15 protein-coding genes are annotated in these 12,451 nt (G+C 55.7%); 14 read left to right on the top strand and 1 reads right to left on the bottom strand.

Annotation, left to right across the window (positions count from 1 at the left end; genetic code table 11):
• Window positions 1-55 precede the first annotated feature (55 nt).
• The 6 genes from OK409_RS03560 to OK409_RS03535 are packed head-to-tail and all read left to right on the top strand — an operon-like array spanning window position 56 to window position 4,278.
• Window positions 56-640, top strand: coding sequence for a phage baseplate assembly protein V (locus tag OK409_RS03560; protein WP_264366760.1), 585 nt, complete (start codon window positions 56-58; stop codon window positions 638-640).
• Window positions 637-987, top strand: a complete 351-nt coding sequence (locus tag OK409_RS03555; RefSeq protein ID WP_264366759.1) for a GPW/gp25 family protein — start codon at window positions 637-639, stop codon at window positions 985-987. Before OK409_RS03560 ends, OK409_RS03555 begins: the two co-directional genes overlap by 4 nt.
• A gap of 4 nt (window positions 988-991) precedes the next feature.
• Window positions 992-1,900: a baseplate assembly protein gene (locus OK409_RS03550; protein WP_264366758.1), complete on the top strand. Its 909-nt coding sequence runs from the start codon at window positions 992-994 to the stop codon at window positions 1,898-1,900.
• Complete coding sequence (locus OK409_RS03545; protein WP_264366757.1) at window positions 1,893-2,501, top strand: phage tail protein I; 609 nt, start codon at window positions 1,893-1,895, stop codon at window positions 2,499-2,501. The genes OK409_RS03550 and OK409_RS03545 overlap by 8 nt, the downstream gene beginning before the upstream one ends.
• On the top strand, window positions 2,498-3,811 hold the full coding sequence (locus tag OK409_RS03540) for a phage tail protein (protein WP_264366756.1): 1,314 nt from the start codon (window positions 2,498-2,500) through the stop codon (window positions 3,809-3,811). Before OK409_RS03545 ends, OK409_RS03540 begins: the two co-directional genes overlap by 4 nt.
• Before the next feature lie 5 nt (window positions 3,812-3,816).
• Window positions 3,817-4,278 carry a tail fiber assembly protein gene (locus OK409_RS03535; protein WP_264366755.1) on the top strand — a complete coding sequence of 154 codons (462 nt, stop codon included), beginning with the start codon at window positions 3,817-3,819 and terminating at the stop codon, window positions 4,276-4,278.
• 240 nt (window positions 4,279-4,518) lie between these two features.
• Here the strand turns inward: OK409_RS03535 and OK409_RS03530 are convergent, their stop codons facing one another.
• On the bottom strand, window positions 4,519-5,514 hold the full coding sequence (locus OK409_RS03530; protein WP_264366754.1) for a hypothetical protein: 996 nt from the start codon (window positions 5,512-5,514) through the stop codon (window positions 4,519-4,521).
• A gap of 228 nt (window positions 5,515-5,742) precedes the next feature.
• On the opposite strand from OK409_RS03530, the gene OK409_RS03525 reads away from it, so the two are divergent.
• The 8 genes from OK409_RS03525 to OK409_RS03490 all read left to right on the top strand — a co-directional run bounded on the left by OK409_RS03525 (window position 5,743) and on the right by OK409_RS03490 (window position 12,379).
• Window positions 5,743-6,912 (top strand): phage tail sheath protein, encoded by a 1,170-nt coding sequence (locus OK409_RS03525; RefSeq protein ID WP_086905990.1) that lies wholly within the window; start codon window positions 5,743-5,745, stop codon window positions 6,910-6,912.
• Between the two features lie 12 nt (window positions 6,913-6,924).
• Entirely contained in the window at window positions 6,925-7,434 is a 510-nt protein-coding gene (locus OK409_RS03520; protein WP_264366753.1) for a phage major tail tube protein, read from the top strand.
• A gap of 58 nt (window positions 7,435-7,492) precedes the next feature.
• Window positions 7,493-7,771 (top strand): phage tail assembly protein, encoded by a 279-nt coding sequence (locus tag OK409_RS03515; RefSeq protein ID WP_031594560.1) that lies wholly within the window; start codon window positions 7,493-7,495, stop codon window positions 7,769-7,771.
• Window positions 7,772-7,803: 32 nt separating this feature from the next.
• The gene (locus OK409_RS03510) at window positions 7,804-7,929 is read left to right on the top strand and encodes a GpE family phage tail protein (protein WP_071778604.1); all 126 of its coding nucleotides are present in this window, start codon (window positions 7,804-7,806) and stop codon (window positions 7,927-7,929) included.
• Window positions 7,919-10,381, top strand: a complete 2,463-nt coding sequence (locus OK409_RS03505; RefSeq protein WP_264366752.1) for a phage tail tape measure protein — start codon at window positions 7,919-7,921, stop codon at window positions 10,379-10,381. The genes OK409_RS03510 and OK409_RS03505 overlap by 11 nt, the downstream gene beginning before the upstream one ends.
• A gap of 3 nt (window positions 10,382-10,384) precedes the next feature.
• Window positions 10,385-10,912: a phage tail protein gene (locus OK409_RS03500; RefSeq protein WP_192033513.1), complete on the top strand. Its 528-nt coding sequence runs from the start codon at window positions 10,385-10,387 to the stop codon at window positions 10,910-10,912.
• A complete protein-coding gene (locus OK409_RS03495; RefSeq protein ID WP_264366751.1) occupies window positions 10,909-12,084 on the top strand; it encodes a phage late control D family protein in 1,176 nt (391 codons plus the stop codon). The genes OK409_RS03500 and OK409_RS03495 overlap by 4 nt, the downstream gene beginning before the upstream one ends.
• A gap of 79 nt (window positions 12,085-12,163) precedes the next feature.
• The gene (locus OK409_RS03490; RefSeq protein WP_069026604.1) at window positions 12,164-12,379 is read left to right on the top strand and encodes an ogr/Delta-like zinc finger family protein; all 216 of its coding nucleotides are present in this window, start codon (window positions 12,164-12,166) and stop codon (window positions 12,377-12,379) included.
• Window positions 12,380-12,451 lie beyond the last annotated feature (72 nt).

Below are 12,451 nucleotides of genomic sequence, written 5' to 3'. Positions count from 1 at the left end.
TCAGCATACACACCTAGATTGAGAGTGCGTTAAGGTATAGTGCATTCTCAATGTCATGAATGAACAACTCTCCGAAATCCAGCGCCTACTGCGCAACCTGATCCGCATCGGAACCGTGTCCGCCGTCAATCTGGACGGCGGGCTGTGCCGTGTCGATACGGGAAAAAACACAACCGGCTGGCTGCACTGGCTGAGCGCCCGCGCGGGTAAAACCCGCTCCTGGAATGCGCCGTCAGTGGGCGAGCAGGTGCTTGTTCTGTGCCTCGGCGGCGAACTTGATACCGGCTTTGTGCTGCCGGGCATTTTCTCGGATGACAACCCGGCTCCGTCAGCCTCGGCCGATGCGCTGCACTGGTCATTTCCTGACGGCGCGGTGATCGAGTACGAGCCGGAAAACGGCGCGCTGACTGCGACCGGCATACAGACCGCAACTATTAAAGCGGCGGTAAAAATCCTGTTCGACTCGCCGGAAGTGGAATGCACAACGCTGCTCAAAACTGCGCAGCTGGAAGTCACCAAGGGCGGCACGATGAAAGGCGACGTTACACATACCGGCGGCAGTCTGTCCTCAAACGGCAAGGTTCTGCACAAGCATAAACATCCTGGCGACAGCGGCGGCCAGACGGGGGAACCGATATGACAACCGCTAAATACATCGGCATGAACCGCGAAACCGGCGGCACGCTGACCGACCTCGATCACATCCGGCAGTCAGTGCGGGACATTCTGCTGACCCCGCTCGGCACGAGGGTGATGCGTCGCCAGTATGGTTCGCTTTTATCCGCGCTGATTGACCAGCCGCAAAACGAGGCGCTGCGCCTGCAGATTATGTCGGCCTGCTATATGGCGATCCTGAAATGGGAGCCGCGCATAAAGCTGACCGCCATCAGCTTTGAGTCGGATATCAACGGCGCAATGGTGGTTGAGCTGTCCGGCAACCGCACCGACCGCGCGCAGCCTTTTTCCTTAACCGTTCCTGTGAGCTGAGACTATGGCAACTATCGACCTGAGCCAGCTGCCCGCGCCTGACGTGGTGGAGGCGTTGGACTATGAAACCCTGCTGGCCGAGCGAAAGGCGACGCTGATTTCCCTTTATCCTGCTGACCAGCAGGAGGCCGTCGCCCGCACGCTGACGCTGGAGTCAGAACCCATCGTTAAACTGCTGCAGGAGAACGCCTATCGTGAGCTGATCCTGCGCCAGCGCATCAACGAGGCGGCAAAGGCCGTTATGGTGGCTTATGCGCTGGATGGCGACCTTGACCAGCTCGGCGCGAATAATGGCGTAACCCGCCTGACCATTACCCCGGCCGACAATACAACCATTCCACCGACCGCCGCCGTGATGGAAAGTGACGACGATTTCCGGCTGCGTATCGCCTCGGCGTTTGAGGGGCTTAGCGTTGCGGGGCCGACAGGCGCGTATGAATACCATGCCAGAAGCGCCGACGGCCGCGTAGCCGATGCATCAGCCATCAGCCCGTCGCCTTCAGTGGTCACGGTGACAGTGCTCGCGCGTGAGGGCAGCGGCGTGGCGGGCGACGATTTGCTGGCCGTGGTTAACGCTGCGCTCAATGATGAAGACGTGCGCCCGGTTGCCGACCGGGTGAGCGTGCAGTCAGCGAAGATTGTGAATTACGAAATCGTGGCCGAGCTGTACCTCTATCCGGGACCGGAAGCGGAGCCAGTCCGCGCCGCCTCTGAGGCAAAGCTCGCCGCCTACATTACCGCGCAGAAGCGTCTCGGCCGGGACATTCGCCTGTCTGCGCTGTATGCCGCCATGCACGTTGAGGGCGTGCAGCGCGTTAACCTGATTAAGCCTGCTGCTGACGTGGTGCTCGATAAAACGCAGGCCGCTTACTGCACGGGTTACACGCTGACCGTGGGAGGCTCGGATGAGTGATCGCCTGCTGCCGACCAGCTCGTCAGCGCTTGAGATTGCTGCCGCTGAGGCGCTGGCAAGCCCCGGCGCGATGAGCGTGCCGCTGCGTCAGTTGTGGAATCCGCAGACCTGCCCGGTGGAGCTTCTGCCCTATCTGGCGTGGGCATGGTCGGTTGATCGCTGGGATTCAGCCTGGCCGGAATCGACAAAGCGCGCCGTGGTTGCCGCCTCGCAGTACGTGCACCGGCACAAGGGCACGATAGGCGCTATCCGACGCGTCGTTGAGCCGCTGGGCTATCTCATCAAAATAATCGAGTGGTGGAAAACTAATGAGACGCCAGGCACGTTCCGACTTGACGTGGGCGTACTCGATACCGGCATTACAGAGGAGATGTATAACGAGCTGGAGCGCCTGATAGCCGACGCGAAGCCCTGCAGCCGTCACCTTATCGGCCTGTCTATCAATCTGGACGCGAACGGCGCGCTGCCGGTTGCCGTTGCCAGCTACAGCGGGGATGAGCTGACCGTTTATCCCTACACCCCTGAACTTATCAGCGTCGGCGGGCCGGGTTATTCCGGCGTGGCGGTGCATCTTATTGACCTGACGGAAGTGAGCGCATGACGACAAAATATTTTGCCCTGCTGACCAATCAGGGCGCGGCTAAGCTGGCGAACGCCGCCGCGCTCGGCACAAAAGTGAATATCACATCACTGGGAGTCGGGGACGGTGGCGGCACGCTGCCGACGCCTGACGCGGCGCAGACTAAGCTCATCGGCGAGAAGCGCCGCGCGCAGCTTAATTCGCTGACCGTTGACGCGGCAAACAGCAGCCAGATTATCGCCGAGCAGATTATCCCGGAAAGCGAGGGCGGTTTCTGGATCCGCGAGATTGGCCTGTATGACGCCGACGGCGTGCTGATTGCCGTTGCTAACTGCCCGGAAACCTATAAGCCCCAGTTGGCTGAAGGTAGCGGCCGCACGCAGACCGTGCGCATGATTTTGATAGTGAACAGCACAACGGCCGTGACGCTGAAAATTGATCCATCAGTCGTGCTGGCAACGCGCAAGTACGTCGATAATGCCATAATTGAGGTTAAAGCCTATGCGGATGACCTGATGGCAAAGCACATTGCCGCAGCCGATCCGCATAAACAGTACGCGCCCAAAGAAAGCCCGGTATTTACCGGCACGCCAAAAGCCCCGACACCCGCTGCGGGCAACAGCTCTACGCTTCTGGCTACGACGGCCTTTGTACAGGCGGCAATCGCGCAGCTGGTTGCCTCTTCCCCAGAAGCGCTGGATACGCTGAATGAGCTGGCGGCCGCGCTGGGTAACGACCCGAACTTTTCAGCAACAATGATGAATCAGCTGGCTGCGCGCGCTCTGCTTGCAGGCAACGTTAATCAGCAGTTTTCCGTCAAAGACGCCACCGCAGACGGCCATGCGGTGAACCGTGGGCAGGTTAATACTCTGCTGGCGCAGAAAGCCGCTCTTAACGGTAACGCGAATCAGGATTTTCAGGTCAGAAACTCCGGAGAAACTAACAGCGCAGTCAGTAATGCCCGGCTGGGTTTCATGCTGGGAGGCTATGCATTTAAAGGGGGAGATGCAGGTCAGGGCTTTGCAGTGGCTGGCGGCAATAGCGCTAACAGCGCCGTCGCCTACGGGCAGTTCCAGGCGGGCACTAACGGTAACGGTGCCTGGATTAAGCTGCCGAACGGCGCGCAATGGTGCCGCCAGAACCTGAGCATCCCGGCAAAGACCAACGTCATCTGGACATACCCGGCAGCCTTTACGGCTCCGCCAGCCGTATTCATAACCGGCATCAACGGCGATCCGGCGGTATGGTCAACCGGTGTCGGCGCGGGTAACGCCGGTATCTACAACAACAACGATTCCGCCCTTAACGTTAACCTTCTGGCAATCTGGTGATAAAAATGAGCGAAGACAAAGCAGACATTGTTGAGGGATCCGGCACGGAGCCGGTTTCAGCTTACGAAAGCCGTTATTTTGTGGCGGTCAATGAGCGACTTTACATTGATGCGATGCTGATTGCTTTCACGCAGTCGGATGCTGACAGCTATGCGACGCAGGGCCTGGCCGAATTGAGTCAGGCAGAATTTGAGTCCGTCGGGCCTGACTGCCAGCTGATCAGGGGCAGGGTTGTTAAAGGGCCGCCGCTTGTGCCCGTGCTGAGCGAGGAAGCCAGCAGGGCTATCCTGTCAGCCCGCATCCGGGATGCGAGCGAAAAAATACAGATGCTTACCGATGCGGCTGAGCTGGATATGGCGCAGGAGGGAGATAGCGAACGCCTGACGGCCTGGAAAAAATACCGTGTCAGTCTGAGCCAGAGCGACATTTCAGCCCCGCTGAGTGACTGGCCCGTTTCGCCCGACTGAGCCCCGGTAACGGGGCTTACTTTTATTCTTTTATGCCGCATGCAGTATGCAGTATGCCAAATGTTTGTAAACGAAAGCATCTTTGGCTCTACGCATGATGCTGACGCAAAATCCTTCCTGCTGAACATGCGGCTATAATTACTGATGTTAAAGTCATTCTCAGAGAAATAGACAATAAAAGGAGTCGGTTGTAGACCGGATTCAATCGTATCAAGCAACACGTCTCCTTGAAGTGCATTGTTATACTGCGCTAACGTATATATATACTGATAATATTGAAATGGAAGCTACAATAATCGAAATGCGCTTGATCCATGTGTTTAAACTTACTCCTTTATTTTTGTATTCAATAACTTCACTTAATGCCGCGTTATACTGATCATTTAAGATGCTCTGTATATTGTTAATGTTGAGCTGACCTGCAGCGCTAGTTAAATAGGAGTTGAGTATATTTCGACCTCTCACTTCAGTTATAATATTTGAAGGCATGTTCATCATTGCTAGTTTGAATGTTTGATAATTAGATTCCACGATCAACTCTACAAGACCGTCCTCATTTAGAAACTCTTTTATTTGAACAATGGGCTCTATTATTTGGGTTATATCGCCATTATTCAAGGGGATCGAGTTTTCTTTCTTCGTATATGCCGCAGTGATTGCGTCAGAAGATTTGTTAATTAAGGGGGATATAAAAGACATTTTCGCTCGAGCCTCTGTGATCCTTAAGTTTAAAAGGCCCCAAAAAAAGATGAGTATAGCTGCAAGTGGTGGCAGAATCGATTTTATAATATCGGCGACTGTTTTTTCCATATAAGGTTTGAAAAGGGTGTTGCTTATATTGGTCAATGTATTATTTATTTCTAATAGCCTGTAGTTTAAATTTTCATTTTCGTAAATCGTTCTTTGCACGGGAGTTGCTGCAGCAGTGGAGCCAGAAATAGGAATAGAAGTAGATGTAGAAGTAGGTATATCCTTAGACCTCATGTAGTTTATGCTATTTTGCAGTGCGATAAGTTGTAATTTTAAGTTATAAATCTCTTTCATGTTAGCATCTTGCTTCACCTGGAATATGTTTCTTATTCCATCATACAATTCCTCAAGCGATCTATTTTCTTTTGCTTGTGCACTTCCGCTTTCTGATGCGGGAATTTTATTTGTAATTTCAGTGCTACTGGAACTAGTAGGGTATGTGCATCCTGTCATGAAAAATAAAATAACAACCACGAATCTGCGCATTTTTCTTTCCTTGAATTAAAAGACGAAATTATCGACTGCTGGGGGGCAATTTAGTGTGCGGTTATGTTAATGGATTTAATTTTTTTTGAAAGGAAATTGTGATTAAAAAGACCAGGGGCTCTGGCACTACCTTAAAGCTGTTTGATGACATCTTAGCAAACAAGCCAAAGCTGCATCTATTAAAAAGTAACAGCAATCTAGGCACACCCTCAAAACGGAGTGCATCAGATGTCAGATTATCATCATGGTGTCCGCGTCGTCGAAGTCAACGACGGCACGCGCACCATTACAACCGTATCAACTGCAATCGTCGGCATGGTCTGCACCGCGCAGGATGCGGATGCGGCAACTTTCCCGCTCAATACGCCTGTACTTATCACCAACGTGCAGGCCGCTGTCGGCAAGGCCGGTAAAAAAGGCACGCTCGCTGCCGCGCTGCAGGCCATTGCTGACCAGTCAAAACCCGTGACCGTCGTCGTGCGCGTCGCTGAAGGAGCCGACGAAGCCGAAACCACGTCCAATATCATCGGCGGCACGGATGAAAACGGCCAGTATACCGGCATGAAAGCGCTGCTCGCCGCGCAGACCCAGCTCGACGTCAAGCCGCGCATTCTCGGCGTGCCGGGGCTGGATTCACTGGCGGTGGCAACCGCGCTTGCCAGCATTGCGCAGCAGCTGCGCGCCTTCGCCTACGTTTCAGCGTGGGAATGCAAAACCATTTCCGAAGCCCGCCTTTACCGTCAGAACTTCAGCCAGCGCGAAATCATGGTTATCTGGCCGGACTTTCTCGCCTGGAACACTGCGACCAGCAAATCCGATACCGCCTTTGCGACCGCCCGCGCGCTGGGCCTGCGCGCCAAAATCGACAATGACACCGGCTGGCATAAAACCCTGTCCAACGTCGGCGTTAACGGCGTGACCGGCATTTCCGCATCAGTGTTCTGGGATCTGCAGCAGACCGGCACCGATGCCGACCTGCTCAACAAGGCCGACGTAACGACGCTGATCCGTAAAGACGGTTTCCGCTTCTGGGGTAACCGCACCTGCAGCGATGACCCGCTGTTTCAGTTTGAGAACTACACCCGCACCGCGCAGGTGCTGGCCGACACGATGGCCGAGGCGCACATGTGGGCGGTTGATAAGCCGCTGACGCCGGTTCTGGTGCGCGAGATTATCGCGGGCATCAATGCGAAATTCCGCGAGCTGGTTAACGCCGGTTATTTGCTGGGTGCGTCTGCCTGGTATGACGAAAGCGCCAACGATAAAGATACCCTGAAGGCGGGCAAGCTCTTTATTGATTACGACTATACGCCGGTTCCGCCGCTGGAAGATTTAACCCTGCGCCAGCGCATTACCGACACCTATCTGGCGAACTTCGCCGCATCCGTAAACAGCTGAGGAGCCGTATAAATGGCACTGCCACGCAAACTGAAGGGCATGAACCTTTTTAACGACGCCAACAGCTATCAGGGCGTCGTCACCGCCGTCACCCTGCCGAAGCTGGCGCGCAAGCTCGACCCGTTCCGCGCGGGCGGCATGAGCGGCGCGGCCTTTATTGATAACGGTCTGGAAGATGACGCGCTCGATGTTGAATGGAGCATCGGAGGTATGGATGAGCTGGTTCTCACGCAGTGGGGGGCTTCCAACGTTCCCCTGCGCTTTACCGGCTCTTACCAGCGCGACGATACCGGCGAGGAAATCGCGGTAGAGATTGAGGTGCGCGGTAAGCATCAGTCGTTTGATTTTGGCGAAGCCAAACAGGGTGAAGATACCGAAACCAAAATCACCTCCAAAAATACCTATTACAAGCTGACCTTTAACGGCAAAGAGCTGATCGAAATCGACACCATCAACATGGTGGAGAAGGTCAACGGTGTTGACCGTCTTGAGCAGCGCCGTAAAAACCTCGGCCTGGTATAAACCCTGACGCCAGCGCACGTCGCTGGCTTTAAATGACTACAGTGAACAGAGAATAATCATGGAAAAGAAAGATAACGTTGTTGAGTTTGAAACCCCGCTGATGCGCGGCGAAACCGAAATCAAAAGCGTGGAGCTGATTAAGCCGAATGCCGGTAGTCTGCGCGGCGTGCGCCTGGCTGATCTGTGCCAGTCGGATGTTGATTCCCTGCTGACCGTGCTGCCCCGCATTACCCTGCCAGCACTGACAAAGGCCGAATGTAACGCCCTCGATCCGGTTGACCTGATTGCGCTGGGCGGCAAGGTGATTGGTTTTTTGCAGTCGAAGTCGGACGAATAGACTGGCCGCACGGCCTGACAGTCAATGACCTGATGGCCGACATTGCCACGATATTTCACTGGCAACCTTCCGAGATGTACGACATGCCGCTGGCCGAGCTGATGGGCTGGCGGCATAAAGCCTTTATCCGCAGCGGAGCAACCCCGGATGAGCAATAACCTCAAGGTTCAGGTGCTGCTGAATGCTGTAGACAAAGCCTCGCGCCCCTTCAAAACCGTACAGACCGCAGCCAAAAATCTTTCGTCTGATATACGCCAGACGCAGACGACTATTAAGGAGCTGGATGCACAGGCGGGGAAAATTGATGGCTTCCGCAAGGCCAGTGCGCAGCTGGCCGTCACGCAGCAAAGCCTCAAAGACGCAAAACAGGAGGTAGCGGCGCTGGCCGTGCAGTTTAAAAACACGGAGCGCCCGACAACACAGCAGGCCCGCGCACTGGAAAAGGCCCGCCAGGCAGCGTCGGAGCTGCAGACGAAGTCCAACAGCCTGCGCCTTTCGGTGCAGCAGCAGCGCGAGGCACTTAACGCAGCGGGGATTTCCACCAAAAGCCTGAGCAGCGAGCAGCAGCGCCTGAAATCCGCCTCGGCGCAGGCTACGGTCAGCCTGAGCCGTCAGAAAATGGAGCTGCAGCGACTGAATGCACAGCAGGAGCGGCTGAACCAGACCAGCGAACGCTACCGCAAAGGGCAGGAGCTGTCGGGTAAGGTGCGCAACATGGGCGCGGCCGGTATCGGTGCCGCCACGGTTGGCGGCATGGCAGCTACGTCGCTGCTGATGCCGGGATTTGATTTCGCACAGAAGAACTCCGAGCTGCAGGCCGTGCTCGGCGTGGGAAAAGAATCGCAGGAAATGAAAGCCCTGCGTGCGCAGGCGCGTCAGCTGGGCGATACAACCGCCGCCTCTGCCGATGATGCGGCAGGTGCGCAAATCGTTATTGCCAAAGGCGGCGGCGATGCCGCTGCCGTTCAGGCCGTTACGCCGGTCACGCTCAACATGGCGCTGGCTAACAAGCGCACGATGGAGGAAAACGCCGGGCTGCTGATGGGGATGAAATCAGCCTTCCAGCTCTCAAACGATAAGGTCGCACACATCGGCGACGTGCTGTCGATGACCATGAATAAAACGGCCGCTGACTTTGACGGGCTTAGCGACTCGCTGACATACGTCGCCCCGGTAGCAAAAAACGCGGGCGTCAGCATCGAACAGGCGGCAGCAATGGTCGGCGCTCTGCACGATGCCAAAATCACAGGCTCAATGGCAGGTACAGGAAGCCGCGCCGTGCTGAGCAGGCTGCAGGCTCCTACCGGTGAATCATTCAAGGCTATCAAAGAGCTGGGTATTAAAACGGCTGACGGCAAAGGAAATACCCGCCCGATATTCACCATCCTGAAAGAAATGCAGGCGAGTTTTGATAGTCACAAGCTGGGAACGGGCCAGCGCGCCGAGTATATGAAAACCATCTTCGGCGAGGAGGCCAGCTCATCGGCCGCCGTGCTGATGACCGCCGCCTCAACCGGTAAGCTCGATCAACTGACCGCCACGTTTAAAGCCTCTGATGGTAAAACGGCCGAGCTGGTCCAGGTCATGCAGGATAACCTCGGCGGCGACCTGAAAGAGCTGCAGTCTGCTTATGAGGCTATTGGCACCGATCTCTTTGATCAGAACGACGGCAGCCTGCGCGCACTTACCCAGGACTCGGCGGCGCTGCTGCTGACGGTTGATAACTGGATTAAAGCAAACCCTGCGCTGGCAGGCGGTATTGCAAAAGTGGTAATGGGCGGACTGATGCTGGCCGGGGCGCTGGGCGCTATCGGGCTGGTAGCCTGGCCGGTGATTGCGGGCGTGAATACCCTGATTGCCGGTGCGGGGTTCCTCGGCACGGCATTCAGCATCGCGGGCGGAGCTATTACGGCCGCGCTCGGCGCTATCACGCTGCCGGTGGTGGCCGTCGTGGCGGCAATCGTGGCCGGGGCGCTACTGGTGCGCAAATACTGGGAGCCTATCAGCGCCTTTATAGCAGGCATGGCCGAAGGGTTTACCGCAGCGATGGGGCCGATCAGTGATTCCTTCGGTTCGCTGAAGCCGGTGTTTGAGTGGGTAGGTGGCAAGGTCAAAGAGCTTTGGGACTGGTTCGGCAAACTGCTGGAGCCGGTGAAGTCCACACAGACCGAACTTGCCGCCGCCGGAGATATGGGTAAGAAGTTCGGCAACATGCTGGCCGAGGCGCTGAAAATTCCGAGCCATGCGCTTGATCAGCTTATGGGTGGCATCAACTGGGTGCTGGATAAGCTCGGCATTATCGACACGAAATCCGATGGCCTGAAAGACAAAGTACCGTCTCCTGACCCGGTAGCGACCGGCGGTGCGGGCGCAGATACCGGCGGGCTGCAATACAACATTGCCTATGGTGGCGCGCCTTACCGCCCGGTTTCAGCCCCGTCAGCCGGAGGCGGATTCACCGACCGCAGCCAGAATACCTATCAGTATGAAATCAACATGCATGAGGGTATGACCAAAGACGACGCAATGGCGCTGATGGCGCAGCACCAGGCAAAAGAGCAGCGCAACCGCCAGGCGCAGAACCGCAGCAAAATGGGCTGGGAGGATTAAACGATGATGATGATTTACGGCATGATGCCGTTTATGCGACAGACCCTGCCTTACGGGGATATGCAGCAGAATATCGACTACCGCTGGCCCACTAACAGCCGGTTCGGGCAGCGTCCGGCGGCGCAGTTTATCGGGCCGGGCGATGAAAAAATCACGCTATCCGGGGAGCTGCGCCCGGAAATCACAGGCGGATCGGTGTCGCTGATGACCGTCCGCCTGATGGCCGACGAGGGGATGGCGTGGCCGCTGATTGGCGGCAGTGGCATGATTTACGGCATGTACGTGATCGAGAGTATTTCTAACACCTTCAGCGAGTTCTACCCCAACGGAACGGCCAGCAAAATCATGTTTACCCTGAGCCTTAAGCGCGTGGATGAGTCGCTTACCTCTATGTTTGGCGATCTGAAGAAACAGGCTGACGGGCTTATCAGCGGCTCAAGCAATCTGCCAGGGCAGCTCACGTCAGCAATTGACGGCGTGAAGTCGGCGGCCGGTAGCCTGATTTCAACTGCAGGGGGGCTGCTCGGATGATCGGGATAAGCAGCCTGCCGGTGCAGGCCGGGGCGCAGTTGACGCCGGATTTCATGCTGAAGGTTAACTCTAATGACGTCACAACCAATATCCGGGATCGCCTTATCTCGATGACGCTGACCGACAATCGCGGCTTTGAGGCTGACCAGCTGGATATTGAGCTGGACGACGCCGACGGGCAGCTGGCTATGCCTGTACGCGGCGCAGTGATAACGCTGTTTCTCGGCTGGAAAGGCCAGACGCTTTTCGGAAAAGGTAATTTCACGGTGGATGAGGTAGAGCACCACGGCGCGCCGGACACCATGACCATTCGTGCCCGCAGCGCTGATTTCCGTGGCTCGCTCAATTCCCGCCGGGAGGTGTCCTATCACGACACCACTCTGGGGGAAGTTGTGACGCAGATAGCCGGGCGCAATAACTTAAAGCCAATGCTGGCCGATGGCTTCGCCGGAATTGCCGTGGCTCACATCGACCAGACGCAGGAAACTGACGCTAAATTCCTGACGCGGCTCGCCACGCTTTATGGCGCTGTTGCGGCAGTAAAGGCCGGGCGGCTTCTGTTTATCCGGCCCGGTAACGCCGTCACCGCCAGCGGCAAGCCAATCCCGCAGATGACGATTACGCGACAGGATGGCGACCGGCACAGCTTCAGCATTGCCGACCGTGGCGCATACACGGGCGTCTCTGCGAGCTGGCTGCATACCAAAGACCCGAAGCCAAAGAAAGTTAAGGTGAAGCGCAAACCGAAGGTAAAGCACCTGCGCGCGCTGGAGCACCCCGCCGCTAAAAAGAAAAAGACGACTGCGACCAAAACACCGGAGGCCAGAGAGGGCGATTATCTCGCAGGGACTGAAGACAACATTTTTACGCTGACGACCGTATATGCGACGAAAGCGGCAGCGATGCGGGCAGCTAAAGCAAAGTGGGATAAGCTGCAGCGCGGCGTTGCTGAGTTCTCGCTTACGCTCGCGATGGGACGTGCCGACCTGTACCCGGAGACGCCGGTCAGGGTGAGCGGCTTTAAGTCGGTGATCGATGCGCAGCCGTGGATTATCAGCAAAGTGACGCATAGCCTGAGCGGCAGCGGGTATACGACCACGCTTGAGTTTGAAGTGCTGCTTTCAGATATTGAATATCAGTCAGAAACAGAGGGTGAAACGGAAACTGCTTAATTCGGGTGTAATTTGCAAAACGCGATTTGCATATTCAAACTAAGTGACTCTCCCCTGCCCTTTTTTGAGGATAATAATCATGATGCACTGCCCTTTATGCCAGACAGCAGCCCACGCAAAAAGCAGCCGCTATGTTTCAAAAGAAACAAAAGAACGTTATCACCAATGCCAGAATATTAATTGCAGCTGCACATTCAAAACGCATGAGACCGTTACTGGAATGATTGTCTCACCTGGGCAAATCAATAAGGTTCCACTCTACACCAGCCAACAGCAACCTTCCCTTTTGCACTAATTTAGCCCGCTCAACGGGCTTTTTCATGTTTGAAAAACTACAATCAAACATTGAATACTGGTTTTTTATACA

Source organism: Pantoea sp. RG18 (genome assembly GCF_025910075.1).
Taxonomy (GTDB): Bacteria; Pseudomonadota; Gammaproteobacteria; order Enterobacterales; family Enterobacteriaceae; genus Pantoea; species Pantoea agglomerans.
Note: the sequence above shows the minus strand (reverse complement) of the source record. Positions and strands in the feature narration are given on the sequence as shown.

What these genes read in the sequence shown, in the direction of transcription:
- OK409_RS03495 (WP_264366751.1), top strand. Translation starts at nt 10,909, where the DNA reads ATGATCGGGATAAGCAGCCTGCCGGTGCAGGCCGGGGCGCAGTTGACG.
- OK409_RS03530 (WP_264366754.1), bottom strand. Translation starts at nt 5,514, where the DNA reads ATGCGCAGATTCGTGGTTGTTATTTTATTTTTCATGACAGGATGCACA.
- OK409_RS03515 (WP_031594560.1), top strand. Translation starts at nt 7,493, where the DNA reads ATGGAAAAGAAAGATAACGTTGTTGAGTTTGAAACCCCGCTGATGCGC.
- OK409_RS03540 (WP_264366756.1), top strand. Translation starts at nt 2,498, where the DNA reads ATGACGACAAAATATTTTGCCCTGCTGACCAATCAGGGCGCGGCTAAG.
- OK409_RS03510 (WP_071778604.1), top strand. Translation starts at nt 7,804, where the DNA reads ATGGCCGACATTGCCACGATATTTCACTGGCAACCTTCCGAGATGTAC.
- OK409_RS03505 (WP_264366752.1), top strand. Translation starts at nt 7,919, where the DNA reads ATGAGCAATAACCTCAAGGTTCAGGTGCTGCTGAATGCTGTAGACAAA.
- OK409_RS03535 (WP_264366755.1), top strand. Translation starts at nt 3,817, where the DNA reads ATGAGCGAAGACAAAGCAGACATTGTTGAGGGATCCGGCACGGAGCCG.
- OK409_RS03550 (WP_264366758.1), top strand. Translation starts at nt 992, where the DNA reads ATGGCAACTATCGACCTGAGCCAGCTGCCCGCGCCTGACGTGGTGGAG.
- OK409_RS03500 (WP_192033513.1), top strand. Translation starts at nt 10,385, where the DNA reads ATGATGATGATTTACGGCATGATGCCGTTTATGCGACAGACCCTGCCT.
- OK409_RS03525 (WP_086905990.1), top strand. Translation starts at nt 5,743, where the DNA reads ATGTCAGATTATCATCATGGTGTCCGCGTCGTCGAAGTCAACGACGGC.
- OK409_RS03545 (WP_264366757.1), top strand. Translation starts at nt 1,893, where the DNA reads ATGAGTGATCGCCTGCTGCCGACCAGCTCGTCAGCGCTTGAGATTGCT.
- OK409_RS03490 (WP_069026604.1), top strand. Translation starts at nt 12,164, where the DNA reads ATGATGCACTGCCCTTTATGCCAGACAGCAGCCCACGCAAAAAGCAGC.
- OK409_RS03555 (WP_264366759.1), top strand. Translation starts at nt 637, where the DNA reads ATGACAACCGCTAAATACATCGGCATGAACCGCGAAACCGGCGGCACG.
- OK409_RS03520 (WP_264366753.1), top strand. Translation starts at nt 6,925, where the DNA reads ATGGCACTGCCACGCAAACTGAAGGGCATGAACCTTTTTAACGACGCC.
- OK409_RS03560 (WP_264366760.1), top strand. Translation starts at nt 56, where the DNA reads ATGAATGAACAACTCTCCGAAATCCAGCGCCTACTGCGCAACCTGATC.